At 70.6% G+C, this 23,942-nt stretch carries 28 protein-coding genes; 13 read left to right on the top strand and 15 right to left on the bottom strand.

Annotation, left to right across the window (positions count from 1 at the left end; translation table 11 throughout):
• Positions 1–35: 35 nt before the first annotated feature.
• On the bottom strand, positions 36–920 hold the full coding sequence (rsgA, locus tag CRYAR_RS34975; RefSeq protein ID WP_169745128.1) for a ribosome small subunit-dependent GTPase A: 885 nt from the start codon (positions 918–920) through the stop codon (positions 36–38).
• Positions 921–1,027: 107 nt separating this feature from the next.
• Positions 1,028–2,299, bottom strand: coding sequence for a 3-phosphoshikimate 1-carboxyvinyltransferase (aroA, locus tag CRYAR_RS34970; RefSeq protein WP_035857463.1), 1,272 nt, complete (start codon positions 2,297–2,299; stop codon positions 1,028–1,030).
• A 49-nt stretch (positions 2,300–2,348) separates the two neighbouring features.
• Between aroA and CRYAR_RS34965 the strand changes: the two genes are divergently transcribed.
• The 3 genes from CRYAR_RS34965 to CRYAR_RS34955 all read left to right on the top strand — a co-directional run bounded on the left by CRYAR_RS34965 (position 2,349) and on the right by CRYAR_RS34955 (position 4,274).
• Entirely contained in the window at positions 2,349–3,065 is a 717-nt protein-coding gene (locus CRYAR_RS34965) for an SOS response-associated peptidase (RefSeq protein WP_157018293.1), read from the top strand.
• A gap of 172 nt (positions 3,066–3,237) precedes the next feature.
• Positions 3,238–3,633: a WhiB family transcriptional regulator gene (locus CRYAR_RS46315; RefSeq protein ID WP_084701370.1), complete on the top strand. Its 396-nt coding sequence runs from the start codon at positions 3,238–3,240 to the stop codon at positions 3,631–3,633.
• Positions 3,537–4,274: an alpha/beta hydrolase family protein gene (locus tag CRYAR_RS34955; protein WP_211248089.1), complete on the top strand. Its 738-nt coding sequence runs from the start codon at positions 3,537–3,539 to the stop codon at positions 4,272–4,274. Before CRYAR_RS46315 ends, CRYAR_RS34955 begins: the two co-directional genes overlap by 97 nt.
• Here the strand turns inward: CRYAR_RS34955 and ybaK are convergent.
• The gene (gene ybaK / locus CRYAR_RS34950) at positions 4,271–4,747 is read right to left on the bottom strand and encodes a Cys-tRNA(Pro) deacylase (protein WP_035857462.1); all 477 of its coding nucleotides are present in this window, start codon (positions 4,745–4,747) and stop codon (positions 4,271–4,273) included. The genes CRYAR_RS34955 and ybaK overlap by 4 nt on opposite strands.
• A gap of 402 nt (positions 4,748–5,149) precedes the next feature.
• On the opposite strand from ybaK, the gene CRYAR_RS34945 reads away from it, so the two are divergent.
• The gene (locus tag CRYAR_RS34945) at positions 5,150–5,731 is read left to right on the top strand and encodes a sigma-70 family RNA polymerase sigma factor (RefSeq protein WP_035857461.1); all 582 of its coding nucleotides are present in this window, start codon (positions 5,150–5,152) and stop codon (positions 5,729–5,731) included.
• Complete coding sequence (rsrA, locus tag CRYAR_RS34940; RefSeq protein WP_035857460.1) at positions 5,728–6,042, top strand: mycothiol system anti-sigma-R factor; 315 nt, start codon at positions 5,728–5,730, stop codon at positions 6,040–6,042. The genes CRYAR_RS34945 and rsrA overlap by 4 nt, the downstream gene beginning before the upstream one ends.
• Positions 6,043–6,113: 71 nt before the next feature.
• On the opposite strand, the gene CRYAR_RS51375 is transcribed toward rsrA, so the two are convergent.
• From CRYAR_RS51375 to bioD, 3 genes are all read right to left on the bottom strand, one after another.
• Positions 6,114–6,188: a 50S ribosomal protein bL37 gene (locus CRYAR_RS51375; RefSeq protein WP_376981713.1), complete on the bottom strand. Its 75-nt coding sequence runs from the start codon at positions 6,186–6,188 to the stop codon at positions 6,114–6,116.
• Between the two features lie 50 nt (positions 6,189–6,238).
• Positions 6,239–6,760 (bottom strand): GNAT family N-acetyltransferase, encoded by a 522-nt coding sequence (locus tag CRYAR_RS34935; protein WP_211247786.1) that lies wholly within the window; start codon positions 6,758–6,760, stop codon positions 6,239–6,241.
• Positions 6,761–6,840: 80 nt separating this feature from the next.
• Entirely contained in the window at positions 6,841–7,614 is a 774-nt protein-coding gene (gene bioD, locus CRYAR_RS34930; protein WP_035868991.1) for an ATP-dependent dethiobiotin synthetase BioD, read from the bottom strand.
• A 110-nt stretch (positions 7,615–7,724) separates the two neighbouring features.
• Here bioD and CRYAR_RS34925 point away from each other — a divergent pair, with 110 nt between their 5' ends.
• Positions 7,725–8,597, top strand: coding sequence for a helix-turn-helix domain-containing protein (locus CRYAR_RS34925; protein WP_035857458.1), 873 nt, complete (start codon positions 7,725–7,727; stop codon positions 8,595–8,597).
• A 108-nt stretch (positions 8,598–8,705) separates the two neighbouring features.
• Positions 8,706–9,569 carry a helix-turn-helix domain-containing protein gene (locus CRYAR_RS34920; RefSeq protein ID WP_035857457.1) on the top strand — a complete coding sequence of 288 codons (864 nt, stop codon included), beginning with the start codon at positions 8,706–8,708 and terminating at the stop codon, positions 9,567–9,569.
• Positions 9,570–9,675: 106 nt separating this feature from the next.
• Here CRYAR_RS34920 and CRYAR_RS34915 read toward each other — a convergent pair whose 3' ends face one another.
• Positions 9,676–10,134: a hypothetical protein gene (locus CRYAR_RS34915; protein ID WP_035857456.1), complete on the bottom strand. Its 459-nt coding sequence runs from the start codon at positions 10,132–10,134 to the stop codon at positions 9,676–9,678.
• A 532-nt stretch (positions 10,135–10,666) separates the two neighbouring features.
• On the opposite strand from CRYAR_RS34915, the gene CRYAR_RS34910 reads away from it, so the two are divergent.
• Positions 10,667–13,072, top strand: a complete 2,406-nt coding sequence (locus CRYAR_RS34910) for a lysylphosphatidylglycerol synthase transmembrane domain-containing protein (protein ID WP_051571344.1) — start codon at positions 10,667–10,669, stop codon at positions 13,070–13,072.
• Between the two features lie 199 nt (positions 13,073–13,271).
• On the top strand, positions 13,272–13,667 hold the full coding sequence (locus tag CRYAR_RS34905) for a hypothetical protein (RefSeq protein WP_035857455.1): 396 nt from the start codon (positions 13,272–13,274) through the stop codon (positions 13,665–13,667).
• Here the strand turns inward: CRYAR_RS34905 and CRYAR_RS34900 are convergent.
• On the bottom strand, positions 13,664–14,845 hold the full coding sequence (locus CRYAR_RS34900; protein WP_063725809.1) for an aminotransferase class I/II-fold pyridoxal phosphate-dependent enzyme: 1,182 nt from the start codon (positions 14,843–14,845) through the stop codon (positions 13,664–13,666). The genes CRYAR_RS34905 and CRYAR_RS34900 overlap by 4 nt on opposite strands.
• Positions 14,846–14,966: 121 nt before the next feature.
• Between CRYAR_RS34900 and CRYAR_RS34895 the strand changes: the two genes are divergently transcribed.
• Positions 14,967–16,442, top strand: coding sequence for a sensor histidine kinase (locus CRYAR_RS34895; RefSeq protein ID WP_035857452.1), 1,476 nt, complete (start codon positions 14,967–14,969; stop codon positions 16,440–16,442).
• A 106-nt stretch (positions 16,443–16,548) separates the two neighbouring features.
• On the opposite strand, the gene CRYAR_RS34890 is transcribed toward CRYAR_RS34895, so the two are convergent.
• Together CRYAR_RS34890 and CRYAR_RS34885 are read right to left on the bottom strand one after the other, a co-directional pair.
• The gene (locus tag CRYAR_RS34890) at positions 16,549–16,797 is read right to left on the bottom strand and encodes a WhiB family transcriptional regulator (RefSeq protein WP_035857451.1); all 249 of its coding nucleotides are present in this window, start codon (positions 16,795–16,797) and stop codon (positions 16,549–16,551) included.
• A 544-nt stretch (positions 16,798–17,341) separates the two neighbouring features.
• On the bottom strand, positions 17,342–18,283 hold the full coding sequence (locus CRYAR_RS34885; protein ID WP_035857449.1) for a diacylglycerol/lipid kinase family protein: 942 nt from the start codon (positions 18,281–18,283) through the stop codon (positions 17,342–17,344).
• Positions 18,284–18,316: 33 nt separating this feature from the next.
• Here CRYAR_RS34885 and CRYAR_RS34880 point away from each other — a divergent pair, with 33 nt between their 5' ends.
• Positions 18,317–18,742 carry a hypothetical protein gene (locus CRYAR_RS34880; RefSeq protein WP_035857448.1) on the top strand — a complete coding sequence of 142 codons (426 nt, stop codon included), beginning with the start codon at positions 18,317–18,319 and terminating at the stop codon, positions 18,740–18,742.
• 55 nt (positions 18,743–18,797) lie between these two features.
• Here the strand turns inward: CRYAR_RS34880 and CRYAR_RS34875 are convergent, their stop codons facing one another.
• The 5 genes from CRYAR_RS34875 to sodN all read right to left on the bottom strand — a co-directional run bounded on the left by CRYAR_RS34875 (position 18,798) and on the right by sodN (position 22,040).
• The gene (locus tag CRYAR_RS34875) at positions 18,798–19,811 is read right to left on the bottom strand and encodes a SigB/SigF/SigG family RNA polymerase sigma factor (RefSeq protein ID WP_084701366.1); all 1,014 of its coding nucleotides are present in this window, start codon (positions 19,809–19,811) and stop codon (positions 18,798–18,800) included.
• Positions 19,808–20,194 (bottom strand): ATP-binding protein, encoded by a 387-nt coding sequence (locus CRYAR_RS34870; protein ID WP_035857447.1) that lies wholly within the window; start codon positions 20,192–20,194, stop codon positions 19,808–19,810. The genes CRYAR_RS34875 and CRYAR_RS34870 overlap by 4 nt, the downstream gene beginning before the upstream one ends.
• Before the next feature lie 297 nt (positions 20,195–20,491).
• Positions 20,492–20,980 carry a GNAT family N-acetyltransferase gene (locus CRYAR_RS34865; RefSeq protein ID WP_245620565.1) on the bottom strand — a complete coding sequence of 163 codons (489 nt, stop codon included), beginning with the start codon at positions 20,978–20,980 and terminating at the stop codon, positions 20,492–20,494.
• Positions 20,977–21,555, bottom strand: coding sequence for a histidine phosphatase family protein (locus CRYAR_RS34860; RefSeq protein WP_035868984.1), 579 nt, complete (start codon positions 21,553–21,555; stop codon positions 20,977–20,979). Before CRYAR_RS34860 ends, CRYAR_RS34865 begins: the two co-directional genes overlap by 4 nt.
• A gap of 80 nt (positions 21,556–21,635) precedes the next feature.
• Positions 21,636–22,040, bottom strand: a complete 405-nt coding sequence (gene sodN, locus CRYAR_RS34855) for a superoxide dismutase, Ni (RefSeq protein WP_035857444.1) — start codon at positions 22,038–22,040, stop codon at positions 21,636–21,638.
• 100 nt (positions 22,041–22,140) lie between these two features.
• Between sodN and CRYAR_RS34850 the strand changes: the two genes are divergently transcribed.
• Positions 22,141–22,500, top strand: coding sequence for a S24 family peptidase (locus CRYAR_RS34850; RefSeq protein ID WP_035868980.1), 360 nt, complete (start codon positions 22,141–22,143; stop codon positions 22,498–22,500).
• A gap of 199 nt (positions 22,501–22,699) precedes the next feature.
• Positions 22,700–23,899 carry an NAD(P)-dependent malic enzyme gene (locus CRYAR_RS34845; protein WP_425389404.1) on the top strand — a complete coding sequence of 400 codons (1,200 nt, stop codon included), beginning with the start codon at positions 22,700–22,702 and terminating at the stop codon, positions 23,897–23,899.
• Positions 23,900–23,942: the final 43 nt, after the last annotated feature.

The raw sequence follows: 23,942 nt of genomic DNA, 5'->3' as shown, positions 1-23,942 counted from the left end.
GACAGGGTTCTTACAAGTGTCTTTTCGCCACGTTATTAGGAGACAAAATCTCCACGACTCGCGAGTAGATGGCGGTACGACGCGAGGCGTTCCGGCGACGCGTGTCCCTCGGCCACCCACTCGTCGAGCGCGCAGCCTTCCTCGGACGAGCGGTGCTCGCAACCGGACGGACACTCCTCGGCGCCCTCGGCCAGGTCCGTGAAGCCGGCCAGCAGGCTCGCCGGCGAGACGTGCGCGAGCCCGAACGAGCGGACACCGGGGGTGTCGATCACCCAGCCGCCGGCCGGCAGCGCCAGCGCCACCGCGGAGGTGGAGGTGTGCCGTCCCTTGCCGACCGCGCTGACCCCACCGGTGGCGCGCGCGGCGTCCGGCACCAGGCGGTTGACCAACGTGGACTTGCCGACGCCGGAGTGCCCGATCAGCACCGACAGGCGACCGTTCAGCCGCTCCTCGAGGTCGACCGGCTCGCCGTCCCGGCGGGTGGTGACCACCGGCAGGTCGAGCGCCGACCAGTGCTGCCGGAACTCCTCGGCCGCGCCGTCGGCGGCCAGGTCCGCTTTGGTCAGGCAGAGCAGCGGTTCGACGCCGGCGTCGAACGCCGCGACCAGGCAGCGGTCGACGAACCCGGTGCGGGGCGGGGGATCCACCAGCGCGGTCACGATGACCAGCTGGTCGGCGTTCGCGACGATCACCCGCTCGTACGGGTCGTCGTCGTCGGCGGTGCGGCGCAGCACGCTGCGGCGCTCCTCGATCCGGACGATGCGGGCCAGCGCGTCCGGGCCGCCGGACAGGTCTCCGACGAGCGCGACGCGGTCACCGACGACGACGGACTTGCGGCCCAGCTCCCTGGCCCGCATGGCCACGACGACCTGCTCGTCGATCCAGCACGTGTACCGGCCGCGGTCGACGCCGATGACCATGGCCTCCTGCGCGTCGGAGTGGCTCGGCCGGGTGCGGGTACGCGGCCGCGAGCCCCGGCGCCCCGGCCGGACCCGGACGTCGTCCTCGTCGAGTTCGCGCCGGGGGCTCAGCGGGAACTCACCAGCTCGGTCCAGACGGTCGTGAACGTCGGCATCGTCTTGCCGGTCGTCGCGACGTTCTCCACCGCCACCCCGTCGACCGCGAGTCCGATCAGTACACCGGCCTGCGCCATCCGGTGGTCCTCGTAGCTGCCGAACACCCCACCGCGCAGCGGCCGGGGCTCGATCGCCAGACCGTCCTCGGTCTCGGTGACCGCGCCGCCGAGGTTGTTGAGCTCGGTGGCCAGCGCGGCGAGCCGGTCGGTCTCGTGCCCGCGCAGGTGGGCGACACCGCGCAGGCGCGAGGGGGTCTCGGCCAGCGCGGCCAGCGCGGCGAGCACCGGCGTCAGCTCACCGACGTCGTGCAGGTCGGCGTCGAGACCGGTGAGGCGGTCACCGGCGGCGACCGTGAGCCCGTCGTCGTCCAGCGTGACCTGGGCGCCCATCCGGGCGAAGAGGTCGCGCAGCGCGTCGCCGGGCTGGGTGGTGCGCCGCGGCCAGCCGGTCACCGTCACCCGGCCGCCGGTGGCGAGCGCCGCGGCCAGGAACGGCGCGGCGTTGGACAGATCGGGTTCGACGTCGAGGTCGAGCGGTGCGATCGGGCCCGGCTCGACCCGCCAGGTGTTCGCCTCGCTGTCGTCGACCGTGACCCCGGCGTCGCGGAGCATCGCGACCGTCATGTCGATGTGCGGGAGGCTCGGCACCGGTTTGCCGTCATGGTGGACGACCACGCCCTTGTCGTAGCGCGCGCCCGAGAGCAGCAGCCCGGAGACGAACTGCGAGGACGCGGACGCGTCGATCGTCACGCTGCCACCGGGAAGCGCGCCGGTGCCGGCCACCGTGAACGGCAGCGCGGCCCGGCCGTCGTCGGCGATGTCGGCACCGAGGCCGCGCAGCGCATCGATCAGCCGGCCCATCGGCCGTTCCCGCGCCCGCGGGTCGCCGTCGAGCACCACCGGTCCCTCGGCGAGCACCGCGGCCGGGGGGAGGAAACGCATGACCGTTCCGGCCAGGCCGCAGTCGACGGTGGCCGGGCCGCGGAAGGCGTGCGGGGTGACGTGCCAGGCCCCGTCGTCCACCACCTCGACGCCGAGCGCCCGCAGCGCGTCGGCCATCAGCGCCGAGTCGCGGCTGCGTAGCGGCGCGCGCAGCGTCGACGGCCCGGACGCCAGCGCGGCGAGGATCAGCGCGCGGTTGGTCACCGACTTGCTTCCGGGCATCGTGACGGTGCCGACGACCGGAGCGGTCGCGCGAGGGGCCGGCCAGGGATCGATCTGCATGGTGGTCAGTCTGCCGGAAGTGTCGGTGGGGCTCAGTAACGTGGCGGCCATGTGCGGTAGGTATGCCTCCAGCCGGAGCGCCGACGACCTCGTGGCCGAGTTCGACGCGGTGGGCAGTGCGTTCGACGAGCCGTTGCGGCCCGACTACAACGTGGCGCCGACGACGACCGTGCCGGTGGTCCGCGTCTCGCGCTCGCAGGGCGGCCGGGTGGTCGACGCGCTGCGCTGGGGGCTGGTGCCGTCGTGGGCGGCCGATCTCTCGGCCGGCGCCCGGATGATGAACGCGCGGGCCGAGTCGGTGGCCACCAAGCCGGCGTTCCGGTCCGCGTTCGCCCGGCGTCGGTGCCTGGTGCCCGCCGACGGCTGGTACGAGTGGTCCCCGCGGCCCGACGGGCCGGGCAAGCAGGCCTGGTACCTCACCCGTGCCGATGGTGGGCTGTGCGTCTTCGCCGGGCTCTGGGAGGTCTGGGGCAAGGGCGACGACAAAGTGGCCACCTGCTCGATCGTCACCACCGATGCGCTCGGTCCACTGGCGTCCGTGCACGACCGGATGCCGCTGCAGCTACCGCGCGAGCGCTGGGCGCAGTGGCTGGGCGAGTCGGAGGCCGATCCGGCCGCGCTGCTCGCGCCGCCGTCGGCCGAACTGCTGGCCGGCATGGAGCTGCGGCCGGTCGGCCCGGCGGTCGGCAACGTGAAGAACACCGGCCCGCAGCTTCGGGAACGGGTCGAATCAGTCACTCCGGTGTCACTCGACACCTTGTTCTGACCCGGTCGGCGAAACCCCGTAACGCCCCTCGGCCCGCCTCGTTGTCTGTGACGTAGCGAGTTCGGCCCGTGGCAGATCGGCGGAGAGGCCGGCGCTTCCTCCGGGGGTGGCGCGCATGTCACGGGGACACCGGTACAGGGCACGTACCCCGTGCAGGAAGGAGAGCAGACACGTGACTCGGGCCAGGCTGCCGAGGCCACATGAGGTGCTCGCGGCGAGCCGCGATCCCCGGTTGCTGGCGGCGAGGGCGGCACGCCCCGCCGACCCCACGTGGCGCACACGCGGACGCTGTCGCACCGTCGACCCGGAGACGTTCTTCCCACTTCCCACCGAACCGGCGGATCCGGCGCTCAGCTTCTGCCATTCCTGTGACGTGCAGGCGGATTGCCTCGCGGCCGCGTTGAACGCCGGCGACTGCGAAGGAGTCTGGGGCGGTACGACGCCCCGGGAGCGGCGCGCCATGCTGGTGGCATGGCGGAATCGCACCGGGGTGGCCGGCGCACCGACGTCGTTCACGAGCGCACGCGCCCGGGCGGAACGGGCCGACTCCCTCCACCGGGAGAACTGACGCCCGAGGAGCCCGCCGGGGGGCTCCTGCCGGACGTCCCGACCCGGCGCGGTCCGGCTCGGGTGCGCATCGACTCGCCCGCGGGTGAGTCCCGGTCGTTGCTCGTGCTGGGCCACGGCGCCGGCGGCGACGTCGACGCTCCGGACCTGGAAGCGGTCACCGCCGCGATCGTGCCGTTCGGTGTGACCGTGGTCCGGGTGACGCAGCCCTACCGGGTGGCCGGGCGACGCGCGCCGGCTCCCGCCACCCACCTCGACGAGGCGTGGGTGGACGTCGTCCGCTCGCTGGCGCCGACCGGGCCGCTCGTGCTCGGTGGGCGCTCCAGCGGTGCGCGGGTGGCGTGCCGGACGGCGGCCGAGCTCGGCGCCGCCGGGGTGGTCGCGCTGGCGTTCCCCACCCATCCACCGGGCAGGCCCGAACGCCTCCGGGTCGACGAGTTGCCGCTCGACCGGCCGACGCTCGTGGTCAACGGCGACCGCGACCCGTTCGGCGTACCGCCGGTCGTGGGGCGGATGACGCTGCACGTGCTGGCCGGAGCCGACCACAGCTTGAAAAAAGCCATCGGCCCGGCCGCGGCGCACGTGCTCGACTGGCTACGCGCCAACGATTGGGCGGCGGCCGCCAACGGCGGGGCGACCTAGGCGCCGATCTCTGCGAGCGTTGCCGCGGTCAGCCGGACCAGGTCGGCGGGGGAGACCTCCACCTCGAGGCCGCGACGGCCGGCCGAGACGAACACCGTGTCGAACGTCTCCGCGCTCCGGTCGATCACGGTGGGCAGTCGTTTCCGCTGCCCGAGCGGGCTGATCCCGCCGCGGACGTAGCCGGTCGTCCGCTCGGCGAGCGTCGGGTCGGCCATCGCGGCCTTCTTCTTGCCGACGGCGGCGGCCAGCGCTTTGAGGTCCAGCTCCCCGGTGACCGGGACGACCGCGACGTGCAGCGCGCCGTCGATCTGCGCGACCAGCGTCTTGAACACCCGCTCCGGGGCGACGCCCAGGGCCTGGGCGGCCTCCAGACCGTACGAGCCGGACGCGGGATCGTGCGTGTACTCGTGCACGGTGAAGTCGGCACGCGCTCGGCTCAGCGCCTGCGTCGCGGGTGTTCCTCGGCCGGCCATGGCGGGATCGTAGACCGGTGGAACATTCGGCCCGGGTGTCGTGTTGTGCGGGGCGTGTGGGAAGAGCTGAGTAGACCAGCAGGGCTGGCATCGATGGAACGCTCGGCACCGACCTGGGTGCTGGGAGACGTCTCCGACCCGAAGGCGGTGAATTTCGGGTCGCCGAACTTGGACGGCCTCGTTACCGTCAGCGGTGATGCGGGTTACGGCACGGGGGGCGTGATCGGCCTATCCTCGATGGCGAGCCCGGTATCGGTGCTCCGGTCGGGTTCGGCCCCGACGCCCATCCATCCGGGAGAAGACTTGCCCACAGCCCCCCAGCCTGACGACGCCACCGGCGTCGACACTCAGCCTGGTACCGACGCTGCCGTCGAGGCTGCGCCGGCCAGGTCCGAAGAGACGGTGGCTGAGCGTAATGCCCGGTTCGAGCGGGACGCTCTGCCGTTCCTGGACCAGTTGTACGCGGCCGCCCTGCGGATGACGCGGAACCCGGCCGACGCCGAGGATCTCGTCCAAGAGGCGTTCGTGAAGGCCTACGCGGCATTCCACCAGTTCCAAGAGGGCACGAACCTCAAGGCCTGGCTCTACCGCATCCTCACGAACACCTTCATCAACAACTACCGCAAGCGTCAGCGGCAGCCGCAGCAGAGCCCCACCGAGCAGATCGAAGACTGGCAGTTGGCGGCGGCGGAGTCGCACTCGTCGTCCGGTCTGCGGTCGGCCGAGGTCGAAGCGCTGGACCGGCTGCCGGACTCCGACGTGAAGGACGCGCTGCAGGCGCTGCCGGAGGAGTTCCGGCTCGCGGTTTATCTCGCGGACGTCGAGGGCTTCTCCTACAAGGAGATCGCCGACATCATGGGGACGCCGATCGGCACCGTGATGTCGCGGCTGCACCGTGGGCGTCGCAACCTGCGTCGGCAGCTGGAGCAGTACGCGCTGGACCGCGGAATCGTCCGCGCCGCACCCGAGGGGGTGTCGTCGTGAGCTGTGGTGGACCACACGAGGTCGACTGCGCCGAGGTGCTGGCCGAGGTCTGGCTCTACCTCGACGCGGAGGACGGCTCGCAGAGCCGGGAGAAGATCGCCGAGCACCTGGACGAGTGCGGGCCGTGCCTGCGCGAGTACGGGATCGAGCAGGAGGTCAAGGCGCTCGTCGCGCGTTGCTGCGGCGGCGAGGTCGCGCCCGACGGCCTGCGGAAGCGGCTGATCACGACGATCCGCGAAGCGGTCGTCTCCGAGGACGGCACCCGCACCGTCTACGAGGAGACGACGATCGAGGTCCGGCGCGAGGCCTGAACCCCGAACACGACAACGCCCCCGCCTGCTCGAGCCTTCACGGGCCGAGCCGGCGGGGGCGTTCATTTTGTCTAGCTGTTCGGACGGCGACCGTGGTTCGCCTTCTTGTTCTTGCGGGCCTTCTTCTTGCGCGCGCGCCGAGCCATCTCGGGTCTCCTTCCGTAGTCGAACCCCCAGCATTTCACGGGGTCCGTGACTACAGCGACTTGCGGTAGGCGAGCAGCTCCATGCCCGGCATCGGCGCCCAGTCGAGCTGCGGCAACCGGCGGAACCCGAAGCGTTCGTAGAGCCGCTGCGCGGTGACCATCTGCGGCTTGGTGGAGAGGACGACGCTCTGCGCGCCGTGGCGGGTGGCCAGTTCCAGGCACTCCCGGACGAGGCGGCTGCCGACTCCGCGGCCTCGGTGGGCGGGGGCGACCGCGAGCATGCGGAACTCGGCCTGGCCTTCCCGAGAGAGTTCGGCGAACGGCGAACCGGGAAGACAGAAGGTCACGGTGCCGAGCAGCCGACCGTGCTCGTCGATCGCGACCAGCAGGTCGCAGTGGGTGGCCCGGTGCTCGGCGTCGCGGAGCTCGTCGGCGTAACCGGAATCGTTGGCCAGCAGGCCGTCGGTCGCGTAGGCGTCGTACGTGAGCGCACCGATCGCCGCGTACTCGGCCGGCAGGGCCGCGCGGATGGTGATCACGCCGACGGGCGGCGGGTGGGACGACGTTGTCACAACGCTTGTGTACCAGAGCGACGGCATCCATTGACTGGCTCAGTGCAGTACTGACCGCCACAAAGTTGGGAGAACTGCCCTCAACCGGTGATCGACGTCCCAGCGGGAGTGGGGTCGGCACGGTCCCGGAACGCCGCCGCGTCGAACCCGCCACCCCAGGCGGCGTCCAAGCCCGCGTGGGCGAGAGCAAGAAACACGTCGTCTTCCGACGTGCACCGGGCGTCGTGCGAGCGGGATGCCGCGGGAGCGCCGACCGGAAGGACACCGGCGAGCGGGCGGCCGGTAACGCACTCGAAGTCGGCAACATTGGAGCGAGCCACCCGATCAGGATTTCGAGGCCAGGAGCCGATCACGAGGCCGGCGAACCGGATTCCCCGGATGGTGAGCAGTTCGACCGCGAGCGCGATGTGGCTCGGAGCGTCCCGACCGCTGTCCGTCACGAGGAGAACCGGCGCCTGGACCGACCAGGCCAACTCGGCGATCGTCCACCCGTCGGGGCCGAAGCGTTCCAGCAGACTGCCGGTTCCCTCCACCAGCACCAGGTCGAACTCGGCACCCAGCGCCGCGACACCCTTGGCGACCGCGGTGAGCCCCAACGCGCGATCCGCGGCATGACGCGCGGCTGCCTCGGGCGAGAGTGCGTCCGCGTACCGGGCGTACTCGTACGTGGCGACCCCGGGCGCGAGCCGCTCGACCTCGGCCAGGTCACCCGGCTCGCCGGCGCGCAGCCCGGTCTGCGCGACCTTCACCACCGCGACCGCCATCCCGCGTTTCTCCGCGAGCGCAGCGATTGCGGCTATGGTGACGGTCTTTCCAACCCCCGTCGACGTTCCACTGACGGCAACAATGCCCATGATCCGCCATTCTACGACGGCGCAGTCCGCGGTGGCCGCTCGCGACACTCACCCGAGAAGCATCATCGCTATTCTTGGGTAGCTCCGCGTGGCCGTAGCAAGGGGTCTTGATGTCTCGAGTTAGTCCCACTGTCCGTCGTCGTCGTCTCGGCCAGGAACTCCGTGCGCTTCGCGAGTCGAGAGACATGACCGTCAAGGCGGTTGCAGCGCAACTCGAGTGGTCGTCGTCGAAAATATCTCGTTTCGAGACCACGAAGATCACGGTGACGTCGGTGGATCTGAAGGCGTTGCTCGAGGTGTACGGGATCGATAATGCGCAGCACCGCGAGCGCTTGATCACACTCGCGCGTGAATCGCGTGAAACTCCGTGGTGGAACCAGATCGACGACCGCACACCGATTTCCGGGTTCAAGGATTTCGTGGGCTTCGAGGCCGAGGCGATCGGAATTCGGACGTACGAACCGCTGAATATCCCCGGCCTCCTGCAGACGAAGGAATACGCCCGCGCGATCATGGTGGCGACGTGGCCGGACGGGGCGGACGTCGAAAAGGCGCTCGAGTTGCGCTTGGAGCGGCAGCGCACGACGACACTGTCCGACGACCCGGTCGATGTGACGGCGATCATCGATGAAGCGGCACTCCGGCGTCCGATGGGCGGCGAAGGTCGCGGGTCTGTGATGAGCGATCAGGTGGAGCGGCTGATTGAGTTGTCCGAGCAGACCAATGTGCGGATTCTGGTCCTTCCGTTCGGTAGTGGCCCGCATCCAGGAATGAGCGGCGGCTTCACGATCCTGGAACTTCCGCATCCGGAAGATCACGGTGTGGTCTACGTGGAGGGGCTTACCCAGGGGGTCCTCCTGGGCGATGAGCAGTCCCTGGAGCGCTACCGCCTGGTGTTCGACCAAGTGCGGCAATGTGCCCTCGGAAGTCAGGCATCGAGGGACTTCCTGGTGGATGTCCGGGACGAGGTCGAGCAAGGTTGACCACGTCGACGCAGCGTCCGCGCGATCGTCGGGCTTTGGTACCTACAAATGTGGGTTGGGCGCTAGGATTCGTCGTGCGGGGAGCGTCGGAATCTAGGGAGGCCCGCCATGGCACGTTCTAGTCCGACAGTCCGTCGCCGACGCTTGGGTCAGGAACTTCGAGCGCTTCGTGACGCTCAAGGGATGACGGTGGAGCAGGTCGCGAACGAACTCGATTGGTCGCCCTCCAAGGTGAGCCGAATCGAGACCACCAGTATCAAGGTGAGCACGGTCGATCTCCGTGCCCTGCTCGACGTGTATCAGGTGCTCGACAAAGACCGGCGTAACGATATGGTCGAGTTGGGTCGTGAGTCACGGGAAACTGCCTGGTGGATGCGGATCAAGGACGGCACTCCGATCCGGAGCTTCAAGGACTTCGTCGGCTTCGAAGCCGAAGCGCGTCGTATCCTGAATTTCGAGATCTCGATCATCCCGGGTCTGCTGCAGACCGATGACTACGCGCGGGCCATTCTCAAAGCCGTCTTCACCAAAGACGCCGACGAGGCCGAGTCCCTCAAGCTTCGGAAGACGCGCCAGGATCTGCTCACCCGCGCCGAGGACCCGGTGGAATATGTGGCAATCATCGATGAGGCTGCGCTACGGCGGCCGATCGGCGGTGACCAACGGTCCAAAGTCATGCGGGAACAGATCGAGAAATTGCTGGAGATGTCCGAGCGCTCCAACATCACGATCGCGGTGGTGCCGTTTGAGAACGGCTCCCACCCCGGCATGACCGGTGCTTTCACCGTCCTCGAACTGGCTCATCCGGACGACCCGAACGTCGTCTACATCGAAGCGGTCACCGAAGCGGTTCTCCTCAATGATGCGGAGAGCGTGCGATTCCATCGGCGCGTCTTCGACGGAGTGCAGCGTGAGGCGCTTGGGCTGCACCAGTCCCGGGATTTCCTGCGGCAGATTCGTGATTCGTATTAGCGCGGACACGATTGTTCCCTCTGCGCAGGACGAGGTTGCGCAGAGGGAACAATCGTTGTCGGCCCGGCCCCTGGGCCGGAGCTGACCGGGGCGGCGACTGCCCCGGTCAGCCGATCGTGAGTTCCTGCACCTCCGGGCCCGGCAAGCGGGCGAGGAGATAGGCCGTCGCGGTCACCTGGTGGAGCGTCAGGCCGTCGAGCTCACTGGTCAGTACGACCACCGGCCACGTGTCGGGGTCGTCGGACGTCACCGCCCAGCCGACGATCTGCCGGCCGTGGAGCAAGCCCCAGGGAAGGATTCCGCCTGCTTCCGGGTGGAAGGGGGGCGGGAAGTGGTCGCAGGTGATGCTCCGCAGCGACTCGACCAGGCGATGGATGCCGTCGAGCCATTCGACGAGATCCAGCGTGCCCCCGTCGCCAGGGGCGTACAGGACGACGTCGGCGACGACGCCCGGTCCGCGGTCGTCGATGAGGCGGCGGTAGTCCGCGGGGAGCGCCGTGCCGAGTCGCGCCTCCAGTGCCGACCAGGAGGACTCGGGGCGGCGCGGAGCCCGGGGTGGATCCACCCGGCGAAGTAGGGCGACGGTGTCCAGGGACGACGGCGCCGCGGTCTTGCCGGTCAGGTCCCCCCACCCCGCCGACAGCGTGGCGGGCTCGGCTGGCCGCCGAGCGCGTCGTGCGGCGGAACAGGACGGGAATTCGCTGACCACCCAGACGGTTTCGCGTCGGAAGCGAAGCGCCGGGTGAAGTTTGGTGCGCTTTCGAAGGACTCGCTTTGCCCGATGGAGCCCCTGTCGTACCCAGAGAGTGTTCATCGCACTCACCCCTCCACGGGCTGCCCAGCACCCGTTCCACTCGATTATGGAGCAGAGATTTCCGCCGTGCAAGATGCACGACGCGATTCGCAGGAAGCAAACGGGGCGCGGCAAATCGCTTGCGGCAAAGGAGGGATAGCAAATCTACGGTCGCAAACCGCGTTTTCCGTCGAATCGCTGGGACGCGCGAGGCTATCCGGACAGACGGGATTTGCGGCGTTCAAAGTGGTGACGGCTGAGGGTCCGAGCCACAGCCTCGACGGCAGATGACACCATCCTTGCCATGAAGACGTCGGGGCGGACCGAGGAAGAGGTCGCCGAACCCGCCGCGCCGATCATCGAGGCGCCCGAGCCGCCTCGTCGTGTCCACCGCCCCCTCGACCTCGTCCGTCTGCTGGTCTCGGTCGTCGGCCTCGCGGTCGCGATGCTCGTCGGCGCGTTCACCACGAACACCGTGGCCGGCATCGACAAGGACTTCACGAACGCCACCGAACCGCTTCCCACCGCGCTCGGCGTCCTGATCACGACCGGTTCCGGCCTGCTCATGCTCGCGCTGCCCGCCGTGATCGTCGTCGACCTGCTGATCCGGCGGCGGCTGCGCATCCTCGCCGACGGCACGCTCGCGTTCCTCGCCTGCCTGGCGTGGGTCGCCGCGCTCCAGTCGGTGCTCCGCCAGCTCGCCAACGCCGACGCGCTGGCCGCCTCGCTCACCGCGGCCCAGGCCGCCGATCCCGGCATCACCGGGTTCAGCGCCGGCGTCGCCGCGATCGCCACCGTGGCCCAGATCGGGCGGCAGCCCCGGCTGCGCGTGCTGGCCGGCGTCGTCTTCATCCTGTTCGGCACGGCTCAGGTCACGCTCGGCGCCACCGCTGTGGCGGTCGTCGTCTCGCTGCTGATCGGCCGCGTCGTCGGTATGTTCGTGCGCTGGGCGGCCGGCACCAACCCGTCCCGTCCGAGCCCGCGTGCGGTCGTCGCGGAGCTGCGCCGGGCCGGGGTGGAGCTGGTGTCGCTGCGCCCCCGCCACCTCGACACCGAGGACCCCGTCTACTTCGACGCGGTCGACACCGGCGGCCGGGCGCTCGTCGTCCACGTGCTCGACCGCGACCACGAGGGCGCCGGGGTGCTGCAGGCGGTCTGGCGCACGGTCCGCTTCCGCGAACCGGCCGCCCGCAAGGCCCTCGTCTCACTGCGCCGCGCGGTCGAACACGAAGCGCTGATCAGCGCCGCGATGGCCGCCGCCGGCGCACGCACGCAGGCGATGGTGGCCGCGGTGCCGGTCGAGCCGGACGCGGTCGTGCTCGCGTACGAGGACGTGCCCGGCCCGACGCTCGACGAGATCGCGCTCGAGCAGCTGGACGACGAGCGGCTGGACGCGGTCTGGGAGCAGATCCTGCTGCTGCACCGCCGGGCGATCGCCCACCGGGGTCTGGCCGGGCAGAGCATCGTGTTCCCTCCCGACGGCGGCGCCGGGCTCCGGTTCTCCAGCGGCGCCGGCCTGATCGCCGCACCGGTCGCCGCGCTCCGCATCGACCTGGCGCAGCTGCTGGTGACGCTCGCGCTCAAGGTCGGCGTCGATCGCGCGGTCGACAGCGCGCTGCGCGCGTTGGGTACCGGGCGTCTGGCCGAGGCGGTGTCGGCGTTGCAGCCGGTGGCGCTCGGCCGCACCAGCCGCCAGGCGCTCCGCCGCGACAAGACGCTGCTGGACACGCTGCGCGATCGCGTGCTCGACGTCATCGGCACGGTGCCGCCGGAGCCGGTCCGGCTGGAGCGGCTGCGTCCGCGCACGATCATCTCGGTCGTCGCCCTGACCGCCGCGGCGTACGTCCTGCTCGACCAGATCGCCGGCCTGGACCTGGTCGCGGTCATCACGACCGCGGACTGGCGCTGGCTGGCGGTCGCGGTGCTGCTCGGTGCCGTGCGGTTCGTCGGGGCGGCGGTGGCGCTCACCGGCTTCGTCGCGGAGAAACTCCGGTTCGCCCGGACGTTCCTCGTACAGATCGCGTCGTCGTTCCTCGGTCTGGTCGCGCCGGCTGGTGTCGGCGGCGCCGCGCTCAACGTCCGCTATCTGCAGCAGGCCGGGGTGCCGGCGGCGGCCGCGGTGGCCGCGGTCGCACTCTGGCAGATCGGCACCGTCGCGGTCACCGTGCTGCTGTTGATCGTCGTCGGTCTGATCGCCGGCAACGACCAGGCCCGCTCCCTCGAGGTGCCCGACAGCGCGCTGATCACGCTCGGCGTCATCATGGCCGTGGTCGCCGCGGTGTTCATGGTGCCGATGGGGCGCCGCTTCCTGCTGGCGCGTCTGCGGCCCTACCTGGCGCAGATCACGCCCCGGCTGGCCAGCGTGTTCACCCGCCCGGCGCGGCTGGGCGCCGGGGTCTTCGGCACGATCCTGCAGTCGGTGGCCACGGTGCTCGTGATGAGCGCGTGCATCGAGGGCTTCGGCGGGTCCCTGTCCTGGTCGGTCGTCGCGGTGGTGGTGCTCGCGGGAACCGCGCTCGGCTCGGCGGCCCCGACGCCCGGTGGTCTCGGCGCGGTGGAAGCGGTCTTGTCGGCCGGCCTGACCGCCGGCGGCCTCGACGGAGCGACCGCGGTCTCGTCCGTCCTCCTGTTCCGCCTGCTCACGTTCTGGCTCCCGGTGCTCCCGGGCTGGCTCGCCTTCACGTTCCTCTCGCGCAAGCAACTCGTCTGACCGGCGCGGGTCAGCGTCCAACCGCGACCCCGACCGAACGACGGCTTGCCCAATCGTCGTGCAAGATGCTTTCGTAGATGTGCACTGAGTCACTTGCAGGCTGGGTATTGCTAAAGCGTGCCGTCCGGGGCCGGGTCGGGCGATGTCGGTAACGGAAGGACGGCCGGGCGTGTCGTCCTGACTCGACAGGAGGGACGCGATGACGATGCAAGAGTTGGTTCCCGTCGTCGCTCTGCTCATCGCCATCGTGGGCCTCGTCGCCCAGTTCCGGTGGCACCGGAGGAACACGGGTCCCCCCGCGTTCCTGGTCACGTGGTCGATGACGCCGGCGGGCCTCGTGCTGACCGCCGTCAACGGCGGTGACACCCAGACTCGTCGGCTCTGGGTGGAACTCGTCCCGGAGACGGGCGGACGCGTCCGGCTGGTGACGCCGGGAGCGGTGCGCCACGTCGCGGTCGACGCCGAAGTGGAGTTCACGGTCGTCGAGGCGCCCCACGTCACGGGTATCGGCATCGACCTCTGTTGGCTCGACGGGCGCCGGGTTCGTCGTCTGCGCGCGACCCCGCCGGGGCGCGGGTACGGCTTCGCGGCCTAGTGGCGGCTGGGTGTTCCCAGCGAGCGGGACACGGCCGTGAACGCGCGGGCGGCCCGGGCCACGTCGGCGTCGGACAGCGTGGCTTTGGCGGTGAGACGCAGGCAGGCGCGGCCGTCGGGAATCGTCGGCGGGCGCAGGCAGCCCACGTCGAACCCGAACTCGGCGAAGATCTGCTGGGCGTGCAGCGCGTCCCCGGCGTCGCCGACCCGCACCGTGAGCACGGCTCCGTCGGGCCGGGTCACCAGCAGACCCGCCGACCGGGCCGCCCACGCGAGTTCGCTCGCGCGGGCCCGCACGGCCGCGACGAGTTCCGGAGTGGACGACAGGATCCGGAGCGCGGTCAGCGCCGCCGCCGCGGACGCCGGAGCGAGGCCGGTGTCGAACGCGAACGGCCGGCCCCGGTCGATCAGCTCCTGGATCACCTCGGGCGCCCCGAGCACCGCCCCGCCCTGCGACCCGAGGGACTTCGCCAGCGTCAGCGTGCGCACGACGTCCGGCTCGCCGGCCAGGCCGGCCGCGTAGGCGGCGCCCCGGCCCCGATCGCCGACGACGCCCAGCGCGTGGGCCTCGTTCACCACCAGCAGCGCGCCGTGCCGGCGGCACACGCCGTGCAGCTCCGGCAGCGGAGCCAGATCGCCTTCCACGCCGAACAGCGCGTCGGTGAGCACGACCGCGTGCTCCTCCGGACGCCCGGCGAGCGCACGCTCCACCGCGGCGACGTCCCGGTGCGGGGTGACCGTCACCCGCGAGCGCGTCAGCCGGCAGGCGTCCACGTATGAGGCGTGGTTGACCGCGTCGGACACCAGCAGGACGTCGGCACCGCCGAGCGTGGCCACCGCGGCCAGGCCGGCCAGGTAGTCCGACGAGAAGACCAGGGCGTCGGGGGCGCCGCAGAACCGGGCGAGCGCGGCCTCCAGGTCCGCGTGCAGAACGGTGGTGCCGGTGACCAGCCGCGAGCCGGTGGAGCCCGCGCCCCAGGTGAGCGCCGACGCCGCGGCGGCCGACACCACCCGCTCGTCGGCGCTGAGCCCGAGGTAGTCGCTGCCGGCGAGGTCGACCAGACCGTCGCCGGAGGCCGACCGGGGGCGCAGCCGGCGAGTGTGGCCCGAGACCGTCCGTACCGAATACGCGTCCCGGAGACGCTGCAGGGGATCCGTCACGGTGCTCCGGACATGCACCGCACCCTCCTTCGATCGGAAACTTGGCACAAACGTACGGGTGCCGACACTCAGCGTGAGGTAGTTAGCACTCGGAATCACCCGTTCGAAGGATCAGATCCGGGACGTGCAGAATCGGGGGGTGTCGACTCTCCGGGATCTCGTCGAGGAACACACGTCGCTCTCCGGCGAGGACCTCGAACATCTGCACCGCCTGGCCGGTGACTGGCAACTACTGGCCGACCTCAGCTTCGCCGACCTCCTGCTGTGGCTACCGGTCGCGGAAGGCGGCTTTCTCTGCGCCGCACAGGTCCGCCCCACGACCGCGCCGACGGCGTACCACGACGACATGGTGGGCAAGATGGCCACCGGTTCGGTCGTCGACCAGCTGACCACCGCGATGATCGAGCGCCGGATCTGGCGTGAGGGCGACCCGGTCTGGCACGACGGTGTCCCGGCCCGGCAGGAGGCGATCCCGGTCCGGCGGGGCGATCGGGTGATCGGTGTCGTCGGCCGGGTGACGAACCTGGCCGCCACGCGGGTACCCAGCCAGCTGGAGCTCAGCTACCTGCAGGCCGCCGACGACCTCTGTCTGATGGTCGCCGGCGGCACGTTCCCGCCGCCGCCGGTGGAGGAGAAGACCGCGTCGGCGCCGCGGGTGGGGGACGGGCTGGTGCGCCTGAACTCGCTGGGCGTCGTGACCTACGCGAGCCCGAACGCCCAGTCGGCGTACCGACGGCTGGGGCTGGCCGGTGACCTCGTCGGCGAGGACCTGGCGACGCTCACCCGGGGCCTGGCGACCGACCCGCTCGACGGGGGAGAGGTCTGCTCCCGCATCCAGGCCGCGGTGCGGGGCGAGGTGAAGGGCCGCACCGACGTGGAAGCCCGGGGCGCCACGGCCCTCGTCCGGGCGCTCCCGCTGCTGCCGGACGGCGTCCCGATCGGTGCGCTGGTGCTCGTCCGCGACGTCACCGACGTCCGGCGCCGGGACAAAGCGCTGGTCACGAAGGACGCCACGATCCGCGAGATCCACCACCGGGTCAAGAACAACCTGCAGACGGTGGCCGCGCTGCTGCGTCTGCAGGCCCGCCGGGTAGCGACGTCGGACGCGCGGGCGGCGCTGGAGGAGTCGGTGCGCCGGGTCGCGTCGATCGCGATGGTGCACGAGACGCTGGCCTCGTCGCTGGACGAGACCGTGGACTTCGACTCGATCGTCGACCGGGTGATCTCGATGGTGGCCGAGGTCGCGGCGCCGGAGTCGCAGGTGCTCGTCCGGCGGGTCGGGTCGTTCGGCGTGCTGTCGGCGCAGATCGCCACACCTTTGGTAACCGTGGCGACCGAACTCGTGCAGAACGCGGTGGAGCACGCGTACGGGCCGGGCGAGGCCGGTGAGGTGATCGTGGCCGCCCATCGCTGGCGGGGGCGGCTACACGTACGCATCACCGACGACGGCCGGGGTCTGCCGCCGAACTTCCGGCTCGACGGGTCCGAGCGGCTCGGCCTGCAGATCGTCCGGACGCTCGCGACCGGTGAGCTCAACGGCACCCTCGAGCTGCGTCCCCGCTCCGAGGGCGGCACCGAGGCCGTGCTGGTCGTCCCGCTGATCCCGTCGCGGTGAGAGCGGGGGCCCCAGGTTCGAGCGCTCGCGCTCCGACACGCGGAACGTGAACGGCCCGGCGCCCTCGTGACGAGGGGGCCGGGCCGGTCAGGCTCGTGCGAAGGTTTCAGGCGGTGCGGGCCCGCTGCCGGTTACGCCGCTTGAGCGCCCGACGTTCGTCCTCGCTCATACCGCCCCACACGCCGGCGTCCTGACCCGACTCGATCGCCCACTGGAGACAAGACTCCGTGACCGAACAGCGGCGGCAGACAGCCTTCGCCTCATCCACCTGGAGCAGAGCCGGGCCGGTCGTCCCGATCGGGAAGAACAGCTCCGGGTCCTCGTCGCGGCAGAGGGCGCGGTGGCGCCAGTCCATGCCAATTCTCCTTGTATTGATCTGGGTCGCCGTCCCTGCCCACACCGAGCCGGACGGCGTACTCAAGCTCATGTGTGGTGTTGCTTGTGAATGCTTTCACGAACTGCGGCCATGTCAAGGGGTTGTGAACCTTATTTAGACCGGCCGTGAGCCGACTCACCTGCGGTTAGATCGGACAATACGCTAGTAACGGTGTACTTCACCCTCATATGAGGCTCAAGCCGCGGAGAGAGTTACGCTCCGCATCCACCGTCCGCCTCCGCTCCGCTCAGTACCGACACGAGGCGTGTGCGGTTCCGAGTGTCGCGGATGTCGGCAGCCGACCTTGATCCGCAGAGGAGTAGCCGACTCAACTGTCCTGTCGGTAACGCCCCTCACGTTCATGAACGCTCATGCGGCGATGGATTCCGCGCTTCTTAACGCCTAAAACGTTCGGGCACGAGGAATTTTTAAGGTCCAGGCTCCAGTGTGCGTGCACAACACTGTGCGGTCATCCGAATAAGCGCACAGTGGTCATCCGTAGAAGCGTCGGGAAATGACCGACTCACACGACGACGCGCAACGCTCCGGGCACAGAAGTGAACCGCATCTCGCTCAGTTCCCCGAGGTAGTCCCCGTCCACTTGGGCAGCGAGCGGAGGGTCCGAACGCAGGACGAACCCGGACAGGTCGTGGCGGCGCAGAATCTTCTTGCCGTGCGGGTCGGGGTTCGGCGAAAGGGCCTGCCAGACCGTACGGAGTGTCGTCGTCACCCCGAGCGCGCGGAACGCCAACAAATCCAACCCCGCGTCGAACGAGGCGTCCGGGCACGGATTCACCGGTCGTGGCCCCAAATAGGTCCACGGCGAACAGTTCTGCACGATGACCGCGCCGAAACGGCCGCTGGGCTCCGGCCGGCCCGGGTCCGGTTCTTCGATTTTCAGTTCGACGTTCGACGCGCGACGTTCGCTGCCGCCGGCGTATTGGGTGACCGCCGAACGGACGTACAAGCCGGGAGTCGCGGTGCGGCCACGGCCACGCGCTTTCTCCACCCGTCCGACGACGGCAGCGTCGAGCCCGTAGCCCGCACAGAAGATGAACCAGCGGTCGTTGACCCGACCGAGCCCGATCGAGCGCCGACGGCCCTCTCGGAGGGCTTCCAGGAGCAGCCCCGTGGCGTCCACGGCGTCGCGAGGGGCGCCGAGCGCGCGGATGAAGACGTTCGCCGAGCCGCCCGGAACCACGCCGAGGGCCGGGACGCGCTCGCCGGGGCCGTCGGCGAGCATGCCGTTGACGACCTCGTTCACCGTGCCGTCGCCGCCGAGGGCCACCACGACGTCGAACTCCTCGCGGGTGGCCCTGGTGCCCAGCTCGATCGCGTGACCCCGATGGGTGGTCTCCGCGACCTCGAGGTCGCGCAGCTGTGCGGAGAGGGCGGAGACCAGCACCTCGCGCGTGCGCGGCCCGGTAGTGGTGGCGGTAGGGTTGACCACCAGAAGTGCACGCATGGGGGCGACTCTACTTGTCGGTAGGCTAGGGCTGTGACAGACCGCCCGAATCCCCCCGCGCCGGAGGACGAGGCCGCTGACGGCCCGCTGACGCTCCGGGTCGGCGTCCTCGTGCTGTGGATCCAGGCCGCGCTGGTCGCGCTCCTCGCGATCGTCGAGCTGGTGCAGCTGGTCCGCAACGGCACCGATCAGTTCGAGTGGGCGGCGTGGATCATCGCTGGTCCGCTGGTGGCGGCGGTGGCGCTGTTCTTCGCCGGGTGGCTGCTCATCAACCGCAGGCTCGCCGGGCGCGGGCTCGCCGTCACGATCCAGCTGTGCGCGGTGCCGGTCGCGTTCTTCATGATCACCGGCGACAACGACACCTGGGTGCGGATCGTCGGCGCCCTGATCGCCCTGTCGGTGGTGGCCGCCGTCGCGCTCGTCGTTGCTCCGGCGTCCCGCCGAGCGCTGGTGGCCTGAACGACCAGAGGGTGATGGACCGTTCGACCGATCACCCTCTGTCATCAAGTGACGACTACTCTCGGTGCTCCAGACCCTCACGCAAGTGTGCCAACGTCCGGCTGAGCAAGCGGGACACGTGCATTTGGGACACGCCGATCTCGGCCGCTATCTCCGATTGCGTCATGTTCGCGAAGAATCGAAGGGCCAGAATCTGGCGTTCCCGGGAGCTGAGCCGGCTCAGCAACGGGCGGAGCGACGCCCGGTGCTCGACGTTCTCAAGGGCCGCCTGGGCGTCGCCGGCCGCCGGATGAGCGGCGCCGCCGGGCGAATCGTCCGCCAGCTCGACGTCCAATGACACGGTTGTGTAAGCGTGCGCCGAACCGATCGCCTCGAGCACTTCTTCCTCGGTCAGGTGGGTGTACCCGGCCAGCTCGGCGATCGTGGGGGACCGGGAGAGGCGGCCGAACAGGTCGCCGGTCGCCCTGGACACCGCGAGCGTGTGCTCCTGCATCCGGCGCGGCACGCGGATGGCCCACCCGCGGTCGCGGAAGTGCCGTTTGACTTCACCAACCACCGTAGGTGTTGCATATGTGGAGAATTCGACCCCACGTTCGAGATCGAAGCGGTCCACCGCCTTGATCAAACCGATCGTGGCCACCTGGACGAGGTCGTCCATCGGCTCGCCGCGACCGGCGAACCGCCGCACCAGGTAGTGGGCCAGCGGCAGGTGCCTGCGGACCAGTTCGTCCCGGTGGGTGCGCCACTCCGCGCTGCCTGGCGCGCACGCGTGCAGCCGCCGGAACAGCTCGTGGGAGGCGTGCCGGTCGCGCTCGGCCGCGGTGGGCGTCTCGCCCGGGGCGCCGTCGGGCGGAGCCGGGCGTCGCTGCGGGGCCCGGCGCAGCGGCGGCCCGACGTCGGTCGGCGTCTCGTCGGTGGCGCAGTCGTCGGCCGGCCCGGCCGGTACCGGGACGCGGGACGATTCATGTGCGGCCGGCTCGATCCGGGGGGAACGGCGACCGGCCGGTCTGACCCCGGGTTCGGCGGAGGCACTTCGGTTGGCGGCGGCGGGACGTCGGGTGCCGCTCACGGGGTGCGGCTCCGCCGCTTGACCAGCCCGATGGTGAGCTGATCATCGCTGACCTCGGCGTCCACTTCGCCGGTCAGGGCGGTGAGCACCTGCCAGGCGAACGTGTTCTGCGGAGGCAGGCTGCGGCGGACGCCGGGGAGCGTCACGGTGACGGCTATCTCGTCGGTGGTGAGGGTGAAGCGGCAGTGGAGCTCCGAGTCGGGGAGCTCCTCGCCGTTGAGCAGCATCGCGCAGGCTTCGTCGACGGCGATCCGCAGGTCTTCGATCTCGTCGAGCGTGAAGTGCAGACGTGCCGCCAGACCCGCGGTGGCGGTACGGAGGACGGAGAGGTAAACGCTGTTCGCCGGCAGGGTCAACAGGACGATGTCCGCTTCCGGATCCACACCGTCCCCTTTCGTACTGCTCGACGCGGGGTCGCCCGACGTAGGGTCGCCCGGCGTACGAGTGCCCGGAACGTAGCCGGCCAGGAGTGCCCCGGACGTGGGTGTCAGGACACCCGAACCTCCGACACTGCCGCTGTGCTGAGCCGCCCTCGCCTCCACGCCACCCCTCCCCGTGCGCCGTCGCCGTCTGGCCGTTTGTCGCGCTATGCGGTGTTCCCCCGCCCGCACTTTACGACCCGGCGGGGTCCGAGGGGAGTCCACACGCGAGTAGCGGGGGTGATCGGCGTGTCCGGTGGGTCAGCTGCCGTCGGCCAGCCGGGCCAGCTCTGCTCCGTCGACGCGGTGGGGGATCCACTCGGTGAGCGCGCTGGCGCCCATCGCCGCGTAGGCGTCGCGCGCCGGCGTGTTCCAGTCCAGTACCCACCACTCCAGCCGCGCGTACCCGCGCTCCCGGCAGATCACGGCCAGCCGGGAGAGCAGAGCGCGCGCCGCACCACCGCGGCGCGCCTCCGGGCGGACGTAGAGGTCCTCGAGGTAGATGCCGTGGACACCACGCCAGGTGGAGAAGTTGAGGAACCAGAGGGCGAACCCGAGAACGGCCGGCTCGCCGTCCCGCGTCACCACGTGCCCGAAGAGCGCCGGCGACGGGCCGAACAGCGCTTCGTGCAGCTGGGCCTCCGTGAGCGTGCACTCGTCCGGAGCCTTCTCGTAGGCCGCCAGCTCGTGCACCATCGCGACGACGTCGGCGACGTCGTCCGGCGTCACCTCGCGGACGTGCCAGCTCACGTCCAGGCCGCCGGTGCGTTCCAGCGGCGGATCACCGGCAGGTCGTGTTCAGTGCCCAGCACGCCGAGCGTGGCCGTGTCGAGCGCGAACAGACGCCCCTCCGAGGCCGGCAGACCCAGCCAGCGGGCCGCCAGCACCCGCAGGATGTGCCCGTGGGCGAACAGGACGACGTTGCCCCCCGGCAGCGCCGCGCGGGCCCGGTCGAGCACCCGGTCGACGCGCTGACCGGCCTGCTCGACGGTCTCGCCGCCCGGGTTCGGGTGGGTCCAGACCGACCAGCCGGGGTCGCGCTCGCGGATCTGCGGGGTGGTGATGCCCTCGTACTCGCCGTAGTCGACCTCGCGGAGGTCCTCGTCGAGCTCGACCGCGACGTCGGCGAGTTCGGCGGTGCGTCGGGCCCGTTCGAGCGGGCTGGAGAGGGCCAGCGCCGCCGGGTGACCCCCGAGCACCGCGCTGAGCACCGGCTTGAGCGCCAGCGCGACCGCTTCCCCGTTCCCGGTCAGCGGCAGGTCCGTGCGACTGGTGTGCTGCCCCGACTTCGACCATTCGGTCTCGCCGTGGCGTACCAGGTAGATCGAGGGGTGGCTCGAAGAAACAGCGCCGGCCGCCCCCACGTTCGCGGGGGTGGCCGGCGCTGTGTCGTCCGCGCGAGACGTCACGCCTTCTTGGTCTCCCAGAAGATCTCGGCGATCTCGTCGATCTTGCCGAGAAGCTGGTCGGCGACCGCGACGTCGAGGGTGCCCTTGCCGCCGGACGCGCCGGCGAGCTTGGTGGCCTCGTTGAACAGCTGGTGCAGCTGCGGGTACTTCTCGAAGTGCGGCGGCTTGAAGTAGTCCGTCCACAGCACCCACAGGTGGTGCTTGACGAGCTCCGACCGCTGCTCCTTGATGAGGATGGCCCGGGTGCGGAACACCGGGTCCTCGTTCCCGTGGTACTTCTCGATGATGGCCTTCACCGACTGCGCCTCGATCCGGGCCTGGGCCGGGTCGTAGACGCCGCAGGGCAGGTCGCAGTGGGCATGTGCGACAGTGCGCGGCGCAAGGAAGCGCGGCAACCGCATGGTCAGTCCTCCGGTGGGATGAAGCGTCCTACGAACGACTACGTTGGGAACCCTACTCCCGGTCTTTGGCAGGTGAATCAGGGTGACCCCGGCGGATCGCGTGCAAACACCCGCCGAGCGGTCTCTCGGGCGCGGCCGGCTCGTCCACATCCTCGTCAGCGGGCCGTCGATGGTGCCGACGCTCAAGCACGACGACCATGTCCTCGTGCACCGCACCGGGCGCGTCCGCCCTGGTGACGTGGTCGTCGGATCGTTCCGGGCCCGCCCCGACCTGCTCGTCGTCAAGCGTGCGGTGCGCCGTGAGGCCGGCGGCTGGTGGCTGGTCTCCGACAACGAGGCGGTCACCGACGACTCGCGCCGGTACGGGCCGGCAAAGGTCTACGGGCGGGTCGTGGTGCGCTGCTGGCCGCCGCGCCGGATCGGTATCGTGAGCAGGACGGATCTCTCCGGGGCCGAGTGAAATAATCCACGCGCACCCCGACGGTGGTACTCCTGATCGATCCACCGTGCGAGAATCCTTAGTTATCTCCGGGCGACCCCCGGGTGACGCGACCGCACCCACAGACCGTGGGTCTTGCCGCACCGCCTCGCCGACGAGCCCTCTCGATGAACCCTGGCTCGTCGCCGTCGCCGCACCCGAAAGTCGATTCGAGGAGCCCCTGGTGAGCGCCGTGCAGATCAATCCGTCCGTCCGCGAAACCGAGGCCGTTCCCGATCCCGTCTTCGCCGCGCACCGCGGCGGCAAGATGGAGATCGCGGCCACGATCCCGCTGGAGAACCGAGACGACCTCTCGATCGCCTACACGCCCGGCGTCGCCCGGGTGTGCACCGCGATCGCGGAGGAGCCCGCGCTGTTCGACGAGTACACGTGGGCGTCACGCACGATCGCCGTCGTCACCGACGGCACCGCCGTGCTGGGCCTCGGCAACATCGGCCCGAAGGCCGCGATGCCGGTGATGGAAGGCAAGGCCGTCCTGTTCAAGCAGTTCGGCGGCGTCGACGCGGTGCCGATCTGCCTCGGCACCACCGACCCGGAGGAGATCGTCGAGACGGTGGTGCGCCTGGCGCCGTCGTTCGGCGGCATCAACCTCGAGGACATCAGCGCGCCACGTTGCTTCGCCATCGAGGCGATGCTCGCCGAGCGGCTCGACATCCCGGTCTTCCACGACGACCAGCACGGCACCGCGGTCGTGGCCACCGCCGCGATGGAGAACGCCGCCCGGTTCACCGGCCGCGCGCTCGGTGACCTGCGCGCGGTGGTCTCCGGGGCCGGCGCGGCCGGGGTCGCGGTGACGAAGATGCTGCTCGCCGCGGGCGTCGGCGACATCGCCGTCGCGGACTCGAAGGGCATCATCCACGTCGGCCGCGACCACCTCACTCCGGTCAAGGGTGAGCTGGCCGCGATCACCAACAAGGCCGGCATCACCGGCTCGCTGGAGGACGCGCTCAAGGGCGCCGACGTGTTCATCGGGCTGTCCGCCGGCCAGGTCCCCGAGGAAGCGGTGGCCACGATGGCGCCGGACTGCTTCATCTTCGCGATGGCCAACCCCGACCCCGAGGTGCACCCGGACGTCGCCCACAAGTACGCCGCGGTCGTCGCGACCGGACGGAGCGACTATCCGAACCAGATCAACAACGTGCTCGCGTTCCCGGGCATCTTCCGGGGCGCGCTCGACGTCCGGGCGACCGCGATCACCGAGGGCATGAAGCTCGCCGCGGCCGACGCGCTGGCCGCGGTGGTCTCCGACGAGCTGCGCGCCGACCACATCATCCCCAGCCCGTTCGACCCCCGGGTCGCCCCGGCCGTCGCCTCCGCCGTCGCGGCCGCCGCCCGCGCGGAGGGCGTCGCCCGGCTCTGACACGTGAGCGGACGCTTCGCCGCACGCGAAGCGTCCGCGCAGT

This window comes from Cryptosporangium arvum DSM 44712 (assembly GCF_000585375.1).
In the GTDB taxonomy this organism is placed as follows: Bacteria; Actinomycetota; Actinomycetes; order Mycobacteriales; family Cryptosporangiaceae; genus Cryptosporangium; species Cryptosporangium arvum.
This window is presented reverse-complemented; position numbering and strand designations above follow the sequence as displayed.

Excerpts from the sequence above, each read along its gene's own strand:
- CRYAR_RS34955 (WP_211248089.1), top strand. The coding sequence starts at position 3,537 with ATGGCGGAATCGCACCGGGGTGGCCGGCGCACCGACGTCGTTCACGAG.
- CRYAR_RS34910 (WP_051571344.1), top strand. The coding sequence starts at position 10,667 with ATGAAGACGTCGGGGCGGACCGAGGAAGAGGTCGCCGAACCCGCCGCG.
- rsgA (WP_169745128.1), bottom strand. The coding sequence starts at position 920 with ATGGTCATCGGCGTCGACCGCGGCCGGTACACGTGCTGGATCGACGAG.
- sodN (WP_035857444.1), bottom strand. The coding sequence starts at position 22,040 with ATGCGGTTGCCGCGCTTCCTTGCGCCGCGCACTGTCGCACATGCCCAC.
- CRYAR_RS34920 (WP_035857457.1), top strand. The coding sequence starts at position 8,706 with ATGGCACGTTCTAGTCCGACAGTCCGTCGCCGACGCTTGGGTCAGGAA.
- CRYAR_RS34905 (WP_035857455.1), top strand. The coding sequence starts at position 13,272 with ATGACGATGCAAGAGTTGGTTCCCGTCGTCGCTCTGCTCATCGCCATC.
- aroA (WP_035857463.1), bottom strand. The coding sequence starts at position 2,299 with ATGCAGATCGATCCCTGGCCGGCCCCTCGCGCGACCGCTCCGGTCGTC.
- CRYAR_RS34890 (WP_035857451.1), bottom strand. The coding sequence starts at position 16,797 with ATGGACTGGCGCCACCGCGCCCTCTGCCGCGACGAGGACCCGGAGCTG.
- CRYAR_RS34885 (WP_035857449.1), bottom strand. The coding sequence starts at position 18,283 with ATGCGTGCACTTCTGGTGGTCAACCCTACCGCCACCACTACCGGGCCG.
- ybaK (WP_035857462.1), bottom strand. The coding sequence starts at position 4,747 with ATGGCCGGCCGAGGAACACCCGCGACGCAGGCGCTGAGCCGAGCGCGT.
- bioD (WP_035868991.1), bottom strand. The coding sequence starts at position 7,614 with ATGGGCATTGTTGCCGTCAGTGGAACGTCGACGGGGGTTGGAAAGACC.
- CRYAR_RS34925 (WP_035857458.1), top strand. The coding sequence starts at position 7,725 with ATGTCTCGAGTTAGTCCCACTGTCCGTCGTCGTCGTCTCGGCCAGGAA.
- CRYAR_RS34965 (WP_157018293.1), top strand. The coding sequence starts at position 2,349 with ATGTGCGGTAGGTATGCCTCCAGCCGGAGCGCCGACGACCTCGTGGCC.